Annotated in this window: 15 protein-coding genes and 1 tRNA gene; 9 read left to right on the top strand and 7 right to left on the bottom strand. The window is 65.7% G+C overall.

What is annotated here, in order from left to right:
• Position 1 precedes the first annotated feature (1 nt).
• Both ACYVHH_RS04620 and ACYVHH_RS04615 read left to right on the top strand, forming a co-directional pair.
• Positions 2 to 667: a CBS domain-containing protein gene (locus ACYVHH_RS04620; protein ID WP_460563912.1), complete on the top strand. Its 666-nt coding sequence runs from the start codon at positions 2 to 4 to the stop codon at positions 665 to 667.
• 81 nt (positions 668 to 748) lie between these two features.
• Positions 749 to 3,313, top strand: a complete 2,565-nt coding sequence (locus ACYVHH_RS04615) for a DUF349 domain-containing protein (protein ID WP_460563911.1) — start codon at positions 749 to 751, stop codon at positions 3,311 to 3,313.
• On the opposite strand, the gene ACYVHH_RS04610 is transcribed toward ACYVHH_RS04615, so the two are convergent.
• Genes ACYVHH_RS04610 through ACYVHH_RS04590 form a run of 5 tightly spaced genes read right to left on the bottom strand, consistent with a single transcriptional unit; the run spans position 3,303 to position 6,617 of the window.
• A complete protein-coding gene (locus ACYVHH_RS04610) occupies positions 3,303 to 4,148 on the bottom strand; it encodes a M90 family metallopeptidase (protein WP_460563910.1) in 846 nt (281 codons plus the stop codon). The two genes, ACYVHH_RS04615 and ACYVHH_RS04610, sit on opposite strands and share 11 nt — an antisense overlap.
• Positions 4,145 to 4,951 carry a UDP-2,3-diacylglucosamine diphosphatase gene (locus tag ACYVHH_RS04605; RefSeq protein WP_460563909.1) on the bottom strand — a complete coding sequence of 269 codons (807 nt, stop codon included), beginning with the start codon at positions 4,949 to 4,951 and terminating at the stop codon, positions 4,145 to 4,147. Before ACYVHH_RS04605 ends, ACYVHH_RS04610 begins: the two co-directional genes overlap by 4 nt.
• A 1-nt stretch (position 4,952) precedes the next feature.
• Complete coding sequence (locus ACYVHH_RS04600; protein ID WP_460563908.1) at positions 4,953 to 5,459, bottom strand: peptidylprolyl isomerase; 507 nt, start codon at positions 5,457 to 5,459, stop codon at positions 4,953 to 4,955.
• 2 nt (positions 5,460 to 5,461) lie between these two features.
• Positions 5,462 to 6,031, bottom strand: coding sequence for a peptidylprolyl isomerase (locus ACYVHH_RS04595; RefSeq protein WP_460563907.1), 570 nt, complete (start codon positions 6,029 to 6,031; stop codon positions 5,462 to 5,464).
• A gap of 16 nt (positions 6,032 to 6,047) precedes the next feature.
• On the bottom strand, positions 6,048 to 6,617 hold the full coding sequence (locus tag ACYVHH_RS04590) for a tetratricopeptide repeat protein (protein WP_460563906.1): 570 nt from the start codon (positions 6,615 to 6,617) through the stop codon (positions 6,048 to 6,050).
• A 153-nt stretch (positions 6,618 to 6,770) separates the two neighbouring features.
• Between ACYVHH_RS04590 and cysS the strand changes: the two genes are divergently transcribed.
• From cysS to ACYVHH_RS04560, 6 genes are all read left to right on the top strand, one after another.
• Entirely contained in the window at positions 6,771 to 8,153 is a 1,383-nt protein-coding gene (cysS, locus tag ACYVHH_RS04585; protein WP_460563905.1) for a cysteine--tRNA ligase, read from the top strand.
• A 7-nt stretch (positions 8,154 to 8,160) separates the two neighbouring features.
• Positions 8,161 to 8,826 carry a DNA-3-methyladenine glycosylase family protein gene (locus ACYVHH_RS04580; RefSeq protein ID WP_460563904.1) on the top strand — a complete coding sequence of 222 codons (666 nt, stop codon included), beginning with the start codon at positions 8,161 to 8,163 and terminating at the stop codon, positions 8,824 to 8,826.
• Positions 8,827 to 8,886: 60 nt separating this feature from the next.
• On the top strand, positions 8,887 to 9,870 hold the full coding sequence (locus ACYVHH_RS04575; RefSeq protein ID WP_460563903.1) for an acetyl-CoA carboxylase carboxyltransferase subunit alpha: 984 nt from the start codon (positions 8,887 to 8,889) through the stop codon (positions 9,868 to 9,870).
• Positions 9,871 to 9,886: 16 nt separating this feature from the next.
• Positions 9,887 to 10,867: a tRNA lysidine(34) synthetase TilS gene (tilS, locus tag ACYVHH_RS04570; RefSeq protein WP_460563902.1), complete on the top strand. Its 981-nt coding sequence runs from the start codon at positions 9,887 to 9,889 to the stop codon at positions 10,865 to 10,867.
• Positions 10,868 to 10,945: 78 nt separating this feature from the next.
• Entirely contained in the window at positions 10,946 to 12,223 is a 1,278-nt protein-coding gene (locus tag ACYVHH_RS04565; protein ID WP_460563901.1) for an aspartate kinase, read from the top strand.
• Positions 12,224 to 12,265: 42 nt separating this feature from the next.
• Positions 12,266 to 12,358 (top strand) — tRNA-Ser (locus ACYVHH_RS04560).
• Between the two features lie 205 nt (positions 12,359 to 12,563).
• Here ACYVHH_RS04560 and ACYVHH_RS04555 read toward each other — a convergent pair.
• Positions 12,564 to 14,228: an OFA family MFS transporter gene (locus ACYVHH_RS04555; protein ID WP_460563900.1), complete on the bottom strand. Its 1,665-nt coding sequence runs from the start codon at positions 14,226 to 14,228 to the stop codon at positions 12,564 to 12,566.
• A gap of 111 nt (positions 14,229 to 14,339) precedes the next feature.
• Entirely contained in the window at positions 14,340 to 15,314 is a 975-nt protein-coding gene (locus ACYVHH_RS04550; protein ID WP_460563899.1) for a LysR family transcriptional regulator, read from the bottom strand.
• Between the two features lie 447 nt (positions 15,315 to 15,761).
• Here ACYVHH_RS04550 and ACYVHH_RS04545 point away from each other — a divergent pair, with 447 nt between their 5' ends.
• Positions 15,762 to 16,691: a LysR substrate-binding domain-containing protein gene (locus ACYVHH_RS04545; RefSeq protein WP_460563898.1), complete on the top strand. Its 930-nt coding sequence runs from the start codon at positions 15,762 to 15,764 to the stop codon at positions 16,689 to 16,691.
• The last annotated feature ends 248 nt before the right edge of the window (positions 16,692 to 16,939 follow it).

Below are 16,939 nucleotides of genomic sequence, written 5' to 3'. Positions count from 1 at the left end.
CATGTTCGCTATTTACGGCACATCGGGCCAGATGTTCCAGGGCCCGTTCGAGGAGCTGCGCAAGGTGGCTCCGTCGCTGCGGCTGGCGCGCGCGCGCGCCGTCAGCGCCGACCTGGACCGCCCAGACGCCACGGAGGTGGGCGCGGGCCAGGACCACGCGGCCAGGCACTCGCCTGCCGAGCGTGCCTTGCACGCCTACGCCGACACGCAGCAAGGGGTGGTGGGCCGTCAGCAGCTGCGGCTGGTTTCTGACGTGATGACCCGGGACCCGGTTCTGCTGCCCGACACGCTTTCCGTTTGGGAGGCGTTGCAGCGTCTGGTGGAGTCCGGGCTGAGCCAGGCGCCGGTGGTGAATCCGCAGAATCGACTTGTCGGCGCGCTGACGTGGGGCGACTTCATGCGCCCGGACCGTCTGCCCGATCCCGCCGCGAACCCCCTGGTCTGGCGAGCGCGCATGGCGCAGCCCGTCACGGAGTGGATGTTTTCCCCCGTGCCCAGCGTGGAGCCCGATACCGACCTGCGCCGCCTGGCGGTGGCCTTGCTGGACACAGGCCTGCCAGGGCTGCCGGTGGTCACCGCTGACGGCACCGTGCAAGGCTACGTGTCGCGCTCGGACATCCTGAGGGCGGTGACCCACGATCCGCCCCTGGACCTGTGGGCGCGCTGAGAAGCAGGCCTGTACCGAAAACAGAGACAATACGTGTTTGGTCCCCGGCAGGGGGCCCGTACCCATTGCTGCATTGACGTTGTGAACACCCAAGACAAGAACCCGCACAAGCCGGTTGACCTTCCCCAACTCGACGCCCTCACGGGTGGTGTCTTCACCGCGCCGACATCCGGTGAGCGTGCCTCCCGTTTGCGCGACTGGCTCGCTGGCGAGCCTTCCCTGGACGCGATGCATGATGTGTACCGCGAACTTTCCCACCGGGACAAGGGTGCTGCCAAGTCGCTCAAGGAAAAGCTGGACGAACTCAAACGCGCCAAGGCGCAGGACGCCATGGCCGAAGAGTGGGCCGCCAAAGCACAGGCGTTGCTGGCCCTGCCGCGCCTGAACCTGGCCGATGCCATGGCTTGGCAGCGTGACGCCGCCAAGGCGGGCGCTCCGCTGTCGCGCGAGCCACTGGCTGGCCTGAAGGCGGCGCTTGCCGAGCGCATGAAGGCGCTGGAGGAGTTGCAGCACCGTGTGCAGGTGGATCGGGAGGCTGCGGTGCTCCTGGCGCAGCGCATCGAGGTGTTGTCCACCAAGTCGTGGCAGGAAGCGCAGGCCTCCCTTGACGGGCTGCGTGCGGACGTGGCCGGCTGGCAGGAGCAGGCGGACCGGCTGGCGGCAGACCCCGCCTGGGACAGCCTGGACCCCAAGTTCCCGTCGCAGCTCGACACCTCGCGCAAGCAGCTTGCGCTGGTGTGGGAGGCGTTTGACGCCGCGCTGGCACTGGCCGTGGCTGCCGCTGCCGACCCGCAGGCGCCCCTGCCCGAGGTACCGGTGTGGGCCGACGAGTTGCGCGTGTTGCGTGGTGAGTCTGCGGCTGCGCCCGCCGGGATCGATCCGGCTGAGCTGGCTGCCCGCCAGGCCCAGGCCAGCCAGAGCGTGCAGGCGGCGCTGGACCCCCTGCTCAAGGAACTGGCGCAGGGGCACAGCAAGGTGCTGCCCAAATTCGCTGCCAACCTGCGCCAGGCCCTGAAGGACCATGGGCGCCTCATCGGCACCGAACTCGATACCAAGGCACAGGCCGCGCTGGCCCAGGCGGGTGAGCTGGAGGGTTGGCAACGCTGGCGCGCCGACCAGTTGCGCGAGGAACTGGTGGCCAAGGCCGTGGCGTTGACGCAGGGGCCTGACGGGCAGCGACTGGGCGGACGCAAGATGCAGGAAACCCTGCGCGCCCTGCGCGAACAGTGGAAGACCACCGACCAGGGCGGTGTGCCCAACCATGCCCTCTGGAAGAAGTTCGACGATGCCTGCAACCAGGCGCACAAGGTCGTCGAAGAGTGGCTGGACAAGCTCAAGCAGCAGAACGAATCCAACAAGAGCCAGCGCCTGGCCCTGATCGAGGAAGTGCGTGCCTGGACCGAGGCCCACGCCGCCAGCAGCGACTGGAAGGCGCAGGCGCGCGACCTGCATGCCTTTGCCGAGCGTTGGCGCCAGTCCGGGCACCTGAGCGAGAAGCTCTTTGCCGAGGTGCAACCGCTGTGGAAGGCCGCGATGCAGTCTGCGCATGTGCGCCTGGAAGCGGCGCAGGCTGAAAGCCTGCAACGCCGCCAGGCCCTGATCGACGAGGCCGTGGCGCTGGGCGCGGCACCTGCGCTGCGCATTGATGCCGTGAAGGCCCTGCAGCAGCGCTGGCAGCAGGAAGCGCACAGCGTTCCCCTGGATCGCAAACAGGAGCAAAAGCTCTGGGAGGCCTTCCGCAAGCCGATCGACGAAGCTTTCGAGCGCAAGTCCAGCGAAAGGGAAAAGGCCGCTGCGGCGGTGAGTACCCACGACAAGGCGGTTCTGGACGCTGCGAAGGCGCTCGACGCGGCAAGTGCTGGCGGCGACGCGCAAAAGATCCGGGCCGCCATGGATGCCTTGCAGGCCGCCATCCGGGGGCAGGCCGACGCCGCACCGGCAGAAGCCGCGCACGCACCCGAAACATCCGAGCCGGCGGCTGAGCCGGGGACAGAGGCAGCGGCTGCGCCTGCAGCACCGAAGAAGCTGGTGGCCATGCGTGGTGACGACCGCCCTGGCATGCAAAAGCCGGTGCCTGCAAGTGGCAAGCCTGGTGCGCGAGACGCCAAGGCACCTGGCCGCCGCGACGAGCGGCCAGGCTCGGGCCGCTGGGGCGAGCGCCCTGGTGCCGAGGCACGTGGCCCGCGGCTGGGCGATGCCGCCTTCCGCGCGCAGCGTCAGGCGCTGGAGCACGCCGAGGCTGCCCTGCGCAAGCTGGCAGCCCAGGCCCATGGTGAGGTGCTGACGCAACTGCTCACTGCCTGGGAGAAACGCGATGCCGAGGCACTGCCCACGGCGCAGGCACTGGGTGGCCGCGCTGGTGCGCCGGCCCGGTCTGCCTGGGCGCAGGCCCTGGCGGGTGCGGCAGCGGGCGGCGACCAGGTGGCGCAAAGCATGCTGCGCCTGGAAATGGCCGCAGACGTGCCTACCCCGGCCGAGCACCTGAGTGCGCGTCGCATGTTGCAGCTGCAGTTGCTGACGCAGCGCCACGCCGCAGGGCCTGCCGAAACCTGGGTGCAGGATGTTGCCAAGGTGCTGGCGGCACCGCACGACGCCGCCACCGCACGCCGGTTGCAGGCCGTTCTCAAGGGGCTGCTCAAGCGCTGAGTCTGTTGCCAGGCCGGAAGAAGGCGTCGAACAGGGCGCAGACCTCCGGCCATTCCGCTTCGAAGCAGGCGCGATTGACGAAGTAGGCCTCGCAGGCCACCGCAAAGAACTCGCTGGGCGAGTGGGCGCCGTAGCTGTCCAGCCACGGCGGCTCGGCGCCAAAGCGCTCGTTCATCTCCACCCGCTGGCGGTGGCGTTCATGCGCTGCGTGCAGCGTCTGGCGCCAATGGCGCCGCGCGTTGCCTGCCTGTGTGTGCCCCATGAATCCCCTGGGCAGGGGCGGGCAGCCGTCCGGTGGCTGCCCATGTGACTTGCCACGCATGTCCAGCTTGTGGGCGAATTCATGGATCACAAGGTTGTGGCCCCTGGAAGCCTCGTCAGCGGCACTGGCCACGCTGGACCAGGCCAGGGTCACGGGGCCACCCTCCATGGCTTCGCCCAGCAGGGCTTCACGGTAGTGGTGCACCACACCGGCCTCGTCCATCACCTCGCGTGGCGCCCACATTTCGTTCGGGTGGACCACGATGCCGACGAAGTCGTCGTACCAGGCCAGCGCCTGTTCGCCCCAGTGCAGCAACAGCACGCAGGCCTGCAGCGCAATCGTGAGGGCCATGACGTCGCTGATGCGCACGCCATGCGCACCATTGAATTCCTTGCTGGCCAGAAAGCCTTGGCAGAGTTCGCGCAAGCGTACCTGCTCGCTGGCGTCCAGGTGGTGCAGGAAAGGATGGTGTTGCCACACCTTCTGCCAAAGGCTGTCGGGGATGTCGGGTTTGCCGCCCAGCCAGCGGCGCAGTGACTGGCGCAGGTGCCGCCACCAGCGCGAGGTGCTCATGCGTTCCAGGGCCGCCGTTCCCAGCGGCCATCGGCATGCAGGCGAAGCGCCTGTGCACGGGGCGGCGTGGCTTGCACGTCCCAGTCGCTCAGTACCAGCCGCTGGCGGCCGCCGCTCAGCGCGTGCTCGGCTGGCCGGTGTGTGTGGCCGTGGACCAGCGCCTGAGCGTCGGCGGCTCGCAGCCAGTGTTCGGCGGTGGGCTTGTCCACGTCCGCGTAGGTGATGGTGTTGCCGGGCTCGCGGCTCTCCCGCTTGCGGGCTTCGCTCTGGGCGCGCAACTGGCGGCCGACGGCCTCGCGCTCGGCCAGAGGCCGCGCCAGGAAGGCCTGCTGCCAGGCCGGGGTTCGCACTTCGTCGCGGAAGCGCATGTAGTCCCGGTCGTCCAGGCACCAGGCGTCACCGTGGCTGAGCAGCCAGCGGTGGGTGCGCCAGTCCAGCAGGGTGGGGTCGTGCAGAAGGCGGGCGCCAGCTTGCGCAGCAAAGCCTTCGCCCAGCAGAAAGTCGCGGTTGCCGCGCATCACGTACACGGGCAGCCGGTGTGCGCATTCGCGCAGGGCATCGCAGCAGGCGCGGGCAAACAGGTGGTCGGGGTTCTCGTCCTGGGTGTCGAGCACATCGTCACCCACCCAGACCTCGAACAGGTCGCCCAGGATGAACAGGGCGTCGCAGTCGGCTTGGCGCAGGTAGCGCCGCCAGGCGTCGAAGGTGGCCGGGTCGCCAGCCTGCAGATGCAGGTCGGCGATGCATTCCACGGCGCGCCAGTGTGGCGCGGCCTGCAGAATGCCCCAGCCTGGTTCTGTCACGTCAGACAGCAACGGCCTTTTCGATCACCACGTCGGTGACGGGCACGTCGTCATGGAAGCCCTTGCGGCCAGTCTTCACGCCACGCAGGGTGTCGACGATCTCGGTGCCGCCCACGACCTTGCCGAACACGGCATAGCCCCAGCCCTGCAGAGAGGGTGCGGTGTGGTTGAGGAAACCGTTGTCGGCTACGTTGATGAAGAACTGTGCCGTGGCGGAGTGGGGCGCCTGCGTGCGCGCCATGGCGATGGTGTATTTGTCGTTCTTCAGGCCGTTGTTGGCCTCGTTCTCGATGGGCTCGCGGGTGGGCTTTTGCGTCATGCCGGGCTCGAAGCCGCCGCCCTGGATCATGAAGCCGTCGATCACGCGGTGGAAGATCGTGTTGTCGTAGTGGCCGCTGGCCACGTAGGCCAGGAAGTTCTCGGTGGACTTGGGAGCTTTTTCAGCGTCCAGCTCCAGGGTGATGACGCCGTGGCCGGCGATGTGCAGTTCGACTTTCGGGTTGGCCATGTTCAGTTCTCCAATGTGGCTTTGAGGATGGTGATGGGAGTGGCGGGCACGTCACGGTGCATGCCACGGCTGCCAGTGGGCACGGCGCGGATCTTGTCCACCACGTCCATGCCAGTGATGACCTTGCCGAAGACCGCATAGCCGTGGCCGTCTGGCCGGGGGGCGTTGAGGCCCGCGTTGTCGACCACGTTGATGAAGAACTGGCTGGTGGCCGAGTTCGGGTTGCCGGTGCGGGCCATGGCGATGGTGCCGCGGTCGTTCTTCAGGCCGTTGCTGGCTTCCAGGGGAATGGGCGCCTTGGTGGGCTTTTGCTGCATGTCGGCGGTGAAGCCGCCGCCCTGGATCATGAAGTCGCTGATCACCCGGTGGAAAACGGTGCCGTCGTAGTGGCCGCTCTTGACATAGTCGATGAAGTTGGCGACGGTCTTCGGTGCCTTGGCCGAGTCCAGTTCCAGGACGATGGCGCCGAGGGATGTGTCGAGTTTCACGCGCGGGACGGGCTGGGCTTGCAGCGGCGACACCGCCAGCAGGCTGGCGGCGGCAAGGAGGGAGGCGAGGGTGCGTCGTTTCATGGAGTAGGTATGAGGGTCACTGCGCGGGGCGTGTGGTCAGCACGGCGTCCAGCGCCTGCACCTTGGGGCGCAGAGTGCCGTTGGCGGGGTTGAGCTTCAGCGCCTCGCCGTACGAGCGCAGGGCCATCCGGGCGAACACGTCACCCAGGTTCTGGTGGGCGATGGCGTAGGCCGGGTTCAGGCGCACGGCCATTTCAAGCGCCTCTCGGGCCTGGTCCAGCCGGTTGGCGGCAGCGTGCAGCACTGCCAGGTTGTTGTAGGGCTCGGGCAGTTCGGGGTAGTCGCGCGTGATGGCCATGAAGGTGTCCAGAGCGGCGTCGTCCTGCCCCTGCTGGGTCTGGATCACGCCGTGCAGGAAGCGCATCTGTGGATCGTTGGGCTTGGTGCCCAGGTAGTCCTCGGCCATCTTGCGGGCCAGAGCGAGTTCACCGGCCTGCAGCAGCCGGTTCACTTCCTGGTAGGGGGCCTCCTGGGCTTGTACGCCAGCGGCGCACAGCAGCGCAGCCGCGCAAGCCAGGCGCACAATGTGGGCGCGCCAGAACGAATGAGGTGGGGTGTTGGCACCCAGTGTCAGGGGAAGGGGCATGGTGACCTCAGCGGGTTTCTGTGGTGGTCGCAACAAACGGGCACAATACGCGACCTCCGGCAACGCTGGCAGGGTGCTCCAGGGTCCCCTGGACGGCACGCCGATATACTGCAAAAGATTGTATCTGAGGGGCTGCGGCCCCTGTTTGTTCCGATGACTTTGCGCATTTACAACTCCCTCACGCGCCGCGTGGACGCGTTCACGCCCCTGGAGCCGGGCCACGTGCGCATGTATGTGTGCGGCATGACCGTGTACGACCTGTGCCACCTGGGCCATGCCCGTTCCATGGTGGCGTTCGACGTGGTGCAGCGCTGGCTCAAGGCCAGCGGCTACCGCGTCACCTACGTGCGCAATGTGACCGACATCGACGACAAGATCATTGCCCGTGCGCTCAAGAACGGCGAGACCATCCGCTCGCTGACCGACCGCATGGTTGACGCCCTGCACCAGGACGCGGACGCTCTCAAGATTGAGCGGCCCACCTTCGAGCCGCGCGCCACCGAATTCGTTCCGCAGATGCTCAATCTGATCGGGCAACTGGAGAAGAAGGGTCTGGCCTACAAGGCCGCCAACGGTGACGTGAACTTCGCGGTGCGCGACTTTGCGGGTTACGGCAAGCTTTCGGGCAAGAGCCTGGACGAACTGCGCGCCGGTGAGCGTGTGGCCGTGGCCGACGACAAACGCGACCCGCTGGACTTCGTGCTGTGGAAAGCCGCCAAGGCGAGCGAGCCAGACGAAGCCAAGTGGGACGGCGCCTACGGCCTGGGTCGCCCGGGCTGGCATATTGAATGTTCGGCCATGAGCTGCGAGATGCTGGGTGAGAGCTTCGACATCCACGGCGGCGGCGCGGACCTGCAGTTCCCGCACCATGAGAACGAGATCGCCCAGAGCGAAGGCGCCACGGGCAAGCCCCTGGCGAGCGTGTGGATGCACAACGGCTTCGTGCGCGTGGACAACGAGAAGATGTCCAAGAGCCTGGGCAATTTCTTCACCATTCGCGAGGTGCTGGAGAAGTACGACGCCGAAACCGTGCGCTTCTTCATCCTGCGGGCGCATTACCGCAGCCCGTTGAACTACAGCGACGCTCACCTGGACGATGCGCGCGCGTCGCTCAAGCGCCTGTACACCGCGCTGGACGCCGTGCCCGCGCAGGACGTGGCGATCGACTGGGCGGAGCCCCACGCAGCACGCTTCAAAGCCGCCATGGACGACGACTTCGGCACACCCGAAGCCGTGGCCGTGCTGTTCGATCTGGCGGGCGAAGTCAACCGCAGCCGTTCGGGTGAACTGGCCGGGCTGCTCAAGGCGCTGGGCGCCACGCTGGGCCTGTTGCAGGAAGAACCCAAGGCATTTCTGCAGGGTGGCGGGGCCGCCGACGGGCTGGATGAAGCGGCCATTCAGGGCATGATTGCCGCGCGTGCCGCTGCCAAGGCCGCCAAGAACTTTGCCGAGGCCGACCGCATCCGCCAGGAACTGCTGGCGCAGGGCGTGGCACTCAAGGACGGCCCGCAGGGCACGGCCTGGGAACGGGTGTAAGGGCGCAATGGCTTCCAAACCCAACGCGAAGCGGGCGCGAACGGCCGACGCCCAGCAGGCACCCGCCTACTGGGAGGACGCTTGCCAGCACCTGATGCAGCGCGACCGCGTGATGAACAAGCTCATCCCGCAGTTCCCCAACGTCTGCCTGTCCTCGCGCGGCGACCCTTTCACCACCCTGGCGCGCAGCGTGGTGGGGCAGCAGATTTCCGTGAAGGCGGCGCAGGCCGTGTGGGACCGTTTCGAGCAGCTCCTGCCCGAGATGGCCCCCGCCCAACTGCTGCGCCTGAAGGTGGACGACATGCGTGCCGCCGGCCTGAGTGCCCGCAAGGTCGAGTACCTGGTGGACCTGGCACTGCATTTCGACAACGGCATCCTGCGCCCGGAAGAGTGGCAAGGGATGGACGACGAGGCCATCATCAAGCAGTTGGTGGCCATACGGGGCATCGGCCGCTGGACGGCAGAGATGTTCCTCATCTTCTACCTGATGCGCCCCAACGTGCTGCCGCTCGACGACGTCGGCCTGATCCGGGGCATCAGCCAGAGCTATTTCTCGGGCGACCCGGTCAGCCGCAGCGACGCGCGGGAAGTGGCCGCCGCCTGGGCACCTTACTGCAGCGTCGCGACTTGGTATATTTGGCGCTCGTTGGACCCGGTGCCGGTGGCCTATTGACGGCCTGCCCGTTCCCTGCCGCCCCCACCCGCGCCCCATAAAGACCACAGGAGTATCACCTTGGCCAAAAAGAATTTTCTGGATTTCGAGCAACCCATCGCGGAGCTGGAAACCAAGATCGAAGAACTGCGTTACGTGCAGTCTGAATCGGCGGTAGACATCACCGAAGAGATCGACCAGCTCAGCAAGAAGAGCCTGCAGCTCACCAAGGACATCTACAGCAGCCTGACGCCCTGGCAGGTGACCAAGATCGCCCGCCACAGCGACCGACCCTACACGCTGGACTACGTCAACGAGATCTTCACGCATTTCGTGGAGTTGCATGGCGACCGCCATTTTTCGGACGACCAGAGCATCGTGGGCGGGCTGGCGCGCTTCAATGGCCAGCCCTGCATGGTGCTGGGCCACCAGAAGGGCCGCGACACCAAGGAGCGCACCGTGCGCAACTTCGGCATGACGCGCCCCGAAGGCTACCGCAAGGCCCTGCGGCTGATGAAGCTGGCAGAGAAGTTCAAGCTGCCCGTGTTCACCTTCGTGGACACCCCCGGCGCCTATCCCGGCATCGACGCCGAGGAGCGCGGTCAGTCCGAAGCGATCGGCCGCAACATCTTCGAGATGGCGCAGCTGGAAGTGCCCATTATCTCCACCATCATCGGTGAAGGCGGTTCGGGCGGCGCCCTGGCCATCTCCGTGGCCGACCAGGTGCTGATGCTGCAGTACTCCGTGTATTCCGTCATCAGCCCCGAGGGCTGCGCTTCCATCCTGTGGAAGACCAGCGAGCGCGCGGCCGACGCCGCCGAGGCGCTGGGCATCACCGCCCACCGCCTGAAGGCGCTGGGGCTGGTGGACAAGATCGTGAACGAGCCGGTGGGCGGTGCACACCGCGACCACAAGCAGATGGCCGCCTACCTGAAGCGCGCCCTCAACGACGCCTACCGCCAGGTGGCCGACCTGAAGGTGAAGGAGCTGCTCGAGCGCCGCCACGAGCGGCTGAACAGTTACGGCCGCTTCACCGACACCAAGGCCGACGGCCGCCGGGTCTGACCCGGCAGCCTCTGGCATGGCCCGCAAGTCCGGCCCGGGGAGCGCCTGCGAAGCGGCGCTGCGGAGCTGGGCGGCGCGCCAGCCCTTGCCCGTGACGGGCCTGCACCACCCCTGGGCCGTGGCCTACAGCGGTGGCGCCGACTCCACCGCCTTGTTGCTGGCGGCTCACGCACTGTGGCCTGGCCGGGTACAGGCGTTTCATGTTCACCACGGTTTGCAGGCCGCCGCAGATGGCTTTGTGGCGCATGCCGGGCAGACGTGCGCCGCGCTGGGCGTGCCGCTGCACGTGGACCGCGTGCAGGCGGGGCACAGCGCCGGCCAGAGCCCCGAGGACGCCGCCCGCCAGGCCCGTTACGCGGCCCTGGCACGCATGGCCCATGCACATGGTGCGGCATGTGTGTTGCTGGGTCAGCACGCGCAAGACCAGGTGGAGACGGTGCTTCTGGCCTTGACGCGCGGCGGAGGCGTGGCAGGCTTGGCAGGCATGCCCGAGGTGATGGAGCGCCACGGCGTGCGCTTCGGCCGCCCATTGCTGCAGACGGATGGCCGGGTGCTGCGCGAGCAGTTGGAGGCGCAGGGGGTGCCCTACCTGAACGACCCCACCAACGTTGACGAACGCTATACGCGGAACCGCATTCGAGCTCGCGTGCTGCCGCCACTGCTGCAGGCATTCCCGACCAGCCTGGAAACCTTCTCTCGAAGCGCGCGACTGGCAGCGCAGGCCATGAAGGTTTTGCAGGATGTGGCGCAGCAGGATTTGCAGGCGGTGGGCGATCCCCCGGTGATCCGCCGCTTGCAGAGCCTCAGCCGCGAACGACAGGCCAACGTGCTTCGTCACTGGCTGCAGGAGGGCTGGCAGGCCGTGCCGAGCGAAGCGCAGCTCAACGAACTGCTCGACCAGGTGAGCACGTGCACCACACGCGGTCACCGTCTGCGCCTGAAGGTGGCTGCGGGGCACGTGGTTCGTGACGGGCAGGTGTTGCGCTACAACCCCTAGGTATAATCCCCAGGTTTTGCGCCTTACTGCCGGCAACGCAACACATTCTCCCGCTGGCGCCTTCTTTCCCGTTTCACGATGGCTTTGATTGTTCACAAATACGGCGGCACGAGCATGGGCTCCACGGAGCGCATCCGCAACGTCGCCAAGCGCGTGGCCAAGTGGCACCGCGCGGGCCACCAGATGGTGGTGGTTCCCAGCGCCATGAGCGGCGAGACCAACCGGCTGCTGGCCTTGGCCAAGGAGTTGGCCCCGGGCAAGCCTGGCGATGCCTATGGCCGCGAACTCGATCAACTCGCCGCAACGGGTGAGCAGGCCTCGTCCGCGCTGTTGGCCATTGCCCTGCAGGCCGAAGGCCTGGAGGCGGTGAGCTACTCCGGCTGGCAGGTGCCCATCCGCACCAACAGCGCCTACACCAAGGCCCGCATCGAGTCGATCGATGACAAGAAGGTCAAGGCCGATCTGGATGCTGGCAAGGTTGTCATCATCACCGGCTTCCAGGGTGTGGACGAAGGTGGCAACGTGACGACCTTGGGCCGTGGCGGCTCCGACACCTCCGCCGTGGCCGTGGCAGCCGCCATCAAGGCCGCCGAATGCCTGATCTACACCGACGTGGACGGCGTGTACACGACTGACCCGCGCGTGGTGCCCGAGGCTCGCCGCCTGGAGCGCGTCAGCTTTGAAGAGATGCTGGAGATGGCCAGCATGGGCTCGAAGGTGCTGCAGATCCGTTCCGTGGAATTCGCCGGCAAATACCGCGTGCCCATCCGCGTGCTGTCCAGCTTCACCCCCTGGGACATCGACCTGAACGAAGAAGCCCAGTCGGGCACCCTGATCACTTTTGAGGAAGACGACACCATGGAACAAGCCGTTGTTTCCGGCATTGCTTTCAACCGCGACGAAGCCAAGGTCACCGTGCTGGGCGTGCCGGACACCCCGGGCATTGCGTACCAGATCCTGGGCGCTGTGGCCGATGCCAACGTTGAAGTGGACGTGATCATCCAGAACATCAGCAAGGACGGCAAGACCGACTTCAGCTTCACCGTGCACCGCAACGACCTGGCCAAGACGCTGGACCTGCTCAAGGGTACCGTGGCACCCAAGCTGGGTGCCGCTGAGGTGCTGGGCGATGCCAAGATCTGCAAGGTCAGCATCGTGGGCATCGGCATGCGCAGCCACGTTGGCGTGGCCAGCCGCATGTTCCGCTGCCTGAGCGAAGAGGGCATCAACATCCAGATGATCTCCACCTCCGAGATCAAGACCTCCGTCGTGATCGACGAGAAGTACATGGAACTGGCTGTTCGTGCGCTGCACCGCGAATTCGATCTGGACCAGCCCGCAGATTCTTTGGCCTGAGACCGGAGAATCGCCTCGAGTTGAGGCATAATATTGCGTTCCGGAGCGATGACCGAGTGGCCGAAGGTGCTCCCCTGCTAAGGGAGTATGCGATGTAGAGTCGCATCGAGGGTTCGAATCCCTCTCGCTCCGCCAAGATAGACCCCAAGTGATTAAGTCACTTGGGGTTTTTTCTTTGAGGGCTGCAAACCCCAACATCTGATCCAACATAAACCATCCCCCTGGGTGGATGGCAGGTTGGCTTTCAGGCAGTGCGACCTTTTTGACTGCACATCAAAGACATTCCTGACGACGAGAACTTCTGGTTTCACTCGCCTGTTCGCTTCGATGCGGAGGAATCTCAGTTGAAGAATTTCAGAACGCTCAGCAGGGTGCGATAAATGCCCCAGCTCAGTGGGATGATTACCGCAGCCCAGGCCAGGACCACCACCGCCAACGGTGTATTGCCGCCCGAACCCGGACCACTGCCCACCTCGTTCGCGATGGCGCGGTCATGGGCTAAGCGCTTTTCCTCGGCGAGCTCCGCTGGCGTCATGAACCACTTGTCGGCAACTGGGCGGATCATGAGGTTGCAGATCAACCCGACCACCAGGAAGCCCGTCAAGATGTACATGGTCTGGTTGTAGACCTGCTCGCGCGGGATGCCCAGGCCGATCTGGTACTCGCGCATGTAGTTGACGACCACCGGCCCGATGATCCCGGCCGTGGCCCAGGCTGTGAGCAGCCGACCATGGATGGCGCCGACATTCTGAGTGCCGAACAGGTCGGCTAGGTAGGCCGGCACGGTGGCGAAGCCCCCTCCATACATGCTGAGGATGATGCAGAACGAGGCCACGAACAACAGTTTGCTGCCAGCTGCAGCGCTGGCCGGAATGCTGGCGTACAGCAAGCCGCCGAGCAGGAAGAAGGTCACATAGGTCAGCTTGCGGCCGAGCTTGTCCGAGAGGCTGGCCCAGACGAAACGGCCGCCGATGTTGAACAGGCTCAGCAGTGCCGTGAAGCCAGCGGCCACACCCGCGATCGCAGCGAGCTGGTCCGTGTCGAGCTCGCCAAAGCTCTTGGAGACGCCGATCAGATTGCCGCCGAACACCTCCTGCAGCATGGGACTGGACATGCCGATCACGCCGATACCGGCGCTGACATTCATGCACAGCACCATCCAGACCAGCCAGAACTGAGGAATGTGCCAGACCTTCTTCACGTGCACGTGGTGCGGCGTGATCATGGTGTTGCTCGACGCCGGCGGCAGCGTCCACCGCTCGGGCTTCCAGCCGCTGGGGGGAATGCGATAGCCAAGCGCGCCGCCCATCATGAAGGCGAAGTAGATCGCCGCCATCGCCAGGAAAGTCTGAAGCACGCCGACACTGGTCGAGGATGCGAAGAGTTCCATCAGTTCGGTGGCCAGCGGCGAGCCTATCATCGCACCGCCGCCGAAGCCCATGATGGCCATTCCGGTGGCCATGCCGCGCTTGTCGGGGAACCACTTGATCAAGGTCGACACTGGCGAGATGTAGCCCAGCCCTAGACCGATGCCGCCGATGACGCCGGAACCCAGCCACATCAGCCAGAGTTGGTGTGTGTAGACGCCGAGGGCCGAGATCAGGAGGCCGCCACACCAGCACAGTGCCGACACCACCCCGGCCTTGCGCGGGCCCGCACGTTCCAGCCAGCCGCCCCAAAGTGCCGCCGATGAGCCGAGCAGCACAAAGAACAGCGTGTACATCCATCCCATGCTCGCGATGCGCCAGTCGCAGGTGGTTGTGAAGAGTTCGGCCAGCAGACTCATGTCCTTGGGGCAGGTCTGCGGCGCGCTCATGCCTATGGCTCTGGACAAGGGCAGCCAAAACACGGAAAAGCCATATGCCATGCCGATGCAAAGGTGAATCGCCAAGGCGGCTGGTGGCACCAGCCAGCGGTTGAATCCCGGGCCGGCAATCGTTCGTTCCTTGTCCAGCCAGCCGGTATTCCCGGTGATGAGCCCAGACCCGTCCAATACAGCTGACATACATGTCTCCTTCAAGATCGCACCGGTCAGACGGTGTCTGGGAAAAAGTATGTGTGAGGGCCGCGGGGCCGGTCCAATTTATTCGGCGAATGGCTCGATGCAATCGCGGAATCAGGGCTTGCCTTGGGGCGGATGCTCAAGACCAGACGCCAGCAGGCCCGAATGCTGCGCGGCATGGTGCCGCCAATCCGGCTCCTGGGCGAAGGCCAGGGCTGCCTGGAGCGTCCGAGGAGGGCGGGCCGTGTGGTGCGCCATAAATGCAATCGGAACCTCGACTTGCGGACTTGCCAGGGGCAGGGCTTCAAGCCCGCCGTAGCTTCGCACAGCGCCTACGAGTGCGCCTGGCATGATGCTGCATACCCGGCCGGCCACCACGCTCAACGCCAAGGTGAGGATCGAGTTGGTTTCGATCGCAGGGCTTGGACGCGCACCGGCCATGGCGAACGCCCGGTCGACGATGGTGCGGTTGTGCATCTCGGCGCTCAAAAGACACAGCGGCAGGGCTGCAGCCTCGCCCCAGGTGATCTGAGGCCCGATCTGGAGGGCCTGTTCTGCTGGAGAGGCCGCCTTGCGAAGCAGAAAATAATGCTCCGTGTACTGCGGCACCAGTCGAAGTTGCGAACGGTTGGCGTCTGCCCGCTCCGTGTAGCCCAGTCCCATGTCGAGCGCCAGACTTTCCAGTCCTGTTTCCAGCTCGACCGAACTCATCGAGCGCACAGTGGGAATGATGCCCGGATGGCGGTCCCGCAGCATGGCCGCGAACCGTGCCGCAATCGGCATGGCGGTGGGCACCGCGCCGATCAGCAGATGGCCCTTGGGGTAGCCAGCGCCGCTGTGCAGGTCCTGCTGCAGCAGCTCATGTTCCCGCAATATGCGCCGGGCGCTGGCGAGTACGCGTTCGCCCTCGGTCGTGAAGCCAGCGAAGCTTCGGCCGCGCTTGACGATCGCCGTGCCGAAGCTTTCCTCGAGTGCCCTGAGCGCATTGGACAAGGCCGGCTGAGTTACGCAACAGGCCAGCGCTGCTCGGCCGAAATGTTGATGATCGGCCAAAGCGACCAGGTATTTGAGGGAAACGAACAGGTTCATGGAGCAGCCCCCGGTGTGGCAAGACGCTGCCGAACGCGCTTCGCCTTTGCGCTCTAAGGCCTCGTCAGCCGGCCACGGTGCCGCCTTCGAGGCTGGGCAGAACGCGCAGCGCACCCGCGAAGTCGTGATGCGCGGTGAATGCGTTCGGCGTCTCGATGGTCAGGATGTCGGTTGCCATGGCCGCCTTGAGACCTTTGCCCGAATCTTCAAAGGCCAGACGCAGGCCCTGGGCTGCCAGTAGCCTGTCTGACGAGGCTTTGGAACGCCAGCGCTGCAGCGTTTCTTCTGATGAGGCACTTGGGCGGTGTTGGTGATAACCGGGCTTTCGACGGGTGATTTCACAGCGGCCCCCAAGCGTGGTGGTGAGTTGATGGAGGGACTGTAGGGACTCGGGTGAATAAGGTAAAGTCAAATAAACTTCTATTTCGAATAAGTTATTTCTTAGTCATGAACGTCACGTTCCGCCAGCTGAGGGTGTTCGCCGAAGTCGCGCGTCGGGGCAGCGTGCTGCGAGCCGCAGAAGCACTGCACCTCACGCCGCCAGCGGTGTCGATGTCGATCAAGGAGATCGAGACGCAGGTGGGTCTGCCACTGTTCGATCGCGTTGGCCGCCAGCTCTCGCTGTCCACTGCCGGTGAGTACTTCCTCGTCTACGCCCGGCGTCTGCTGGGCACGCTCAAGGAGGCCGAGGACGCGATGGCGCGCTTCAGGGGTGTGGAATCAGGTGTGCTGACGATAGGCATGGTCAGCGCGGCCAAGTACTTTCTGCCCCAGTTGCTGGCGCGCTTCCATGCGGAGCACCCCAGCGTCGAAGTGCGGCTGCGCTTAGGCAACCGCGAGCAGCTGGTGGCGCTGATGCAGGCCAACGAGGTGGACATGTCGGTCATGGGCAGAGCGCCCAAGGACTGGCCCAACCGTGCCGAGCCCTTCGCGATGCATCCGCATGTGCTGGTGACGGCGTCGAACCATCCTTTCGCGCAGAGCGAAGGCGTGCCTGCCGCCGCGCTGGTACGCGAGGGTTTCATCGTGCGCGAGCCAGGTTCTGGGACGCGCGCGGCACTGGAGGAGTACCTGGCTGCGCATCATCTCGAGCCCATGTTCATCATGGAGATTGCCAGCGACGAGGCCATCAAGCAGGCGGTGATCGCCGGCCTGGGCGTGAGCCTGGTGTCGCTGCACACCATTGGACTCGAGTGGCAAAACGGCTTGCTTGCCGCACCGCCTGTGGAGGGCCTGCCGCTGATGCGGCGCTGGCACCTGGTGACCGCCGCGGCCAAGATGCTGTCGCCGGCGGCCGAGGCCTTTCGCTACTTCATGCTTGAGCGCGCCGAGGCTCATCTGGCGGCGATGTTCGGAACGGAAACGGCGTCGGGGTGAACCCGGCCGGAATGACGCGAGCAGCAGGCAGGCTGGTACTGGCCTCGATGCGCGTGCCGCGCGGTTGAATTCGTCAATGACGTTGAAAGTTCGGGGTCTTCGACCGGAGCACCACGCATCAAACATGAAGTCGCAGTCCCAGCCCTGGTTGAACTCCCCCGGGGTGCCCGACGGACCGCCCCGGGGAGAGGTGCGGCGGCTTACTTGCGCAGCTTGGCCAGCTCCAGCATCACTTCCTTGACGGTCTC

Source organism: Hydrogenophaga aquatica (assembly GCF_054780915.1).
The sequence above is the reverse complement of the archived record's forward strand: the minus strand, read 5'-3'. Positions and strand labels throughout refer to the sequence as shown.

Coding starts and splice junctions, on each gene's coding strand:
- ACYVHH_RS04565 (WP_460563901.1), top strand. CDS start 10,946: ATGGCTTTGATTGTTCACAAATACGGCGGCACGAGCATGGGCTCCACG.
- ACYVHH_RS04595 (WP_460563907.1), bottom strand. CDS start 6,031: ATGAAACGACGCACCCTCGCCTCCCTCCTTGCCGCCGCCAGCCTGCTG.
- ACYVHH_RS04620 (WP_460563912.1), top strand. CDS start 2: ATGTTCGCTATTTACGGCACATCGGGCCAGATGTTCCAGGGCCCGTTC.
- tilS (WP_460563902.1), top strand. CDS start 9,887: ATGGCCCGCAAGTCCGGCCCGGGGAGCGCCTGCGAAGCGGCGCTGCGG.
- ACYVHH_RS04545 (WP_460563898.1), top strand. CDS start 15,762: ATGAACGTCACGTTCCGCCAGCTGAGGGTGTTCGCCGAAGTCGCGCGT.
- ACYVHH_RS04610 (WP_460563910.1), bottom strand. CDS start 4,148: ATGAGCACCTCGCGCTGGTGGCGGCACCTGCGCCAGTCACTGCGCCGC.
- ACYVHH_RS04580 (WP_460563904.1), top strand. CDS start 8,161: ATGGCTTCCAAACCCAACGCGAAGCGGGCGCGAACGGCCGACGCCCAG.
- ACYVHH_RS04555 (WP_460563900.1), bottom strand. CDS start 14,228: ATGTCAGCTGTATTGGACGGGTCTGGGCTCATCACCGGGAATACCGGC.
- cysS (WP_460563905.1), top strand. CDS start 6,771: ATGACTTTGCGCATTTACAACTCCCTCACGCGCCGCGTGGACGCGTTC.
- ACYVHH_RS04600 (WP_460563908.1), bottom strand. CDS start 5,459: ATGGCCAACCCGAAAGTCGAACTGCACATCGCCGGCCACGGCGTCATC.
- ACYVHH_RS04590 (WP_460563906.1), bottom strand. CDS start 6,617: ATGCCCCTTCCCCTGACACTGGGTGCCAACACCCCACCTCATTCGTTC.
- ACYVHH_RS04550 (WP_460563899.1), bottom strand. CDS start 15,314: ATGAACCTGTTCGTTTCCCTCAAATACCTGGTCGCTTTGGCCGATCAT.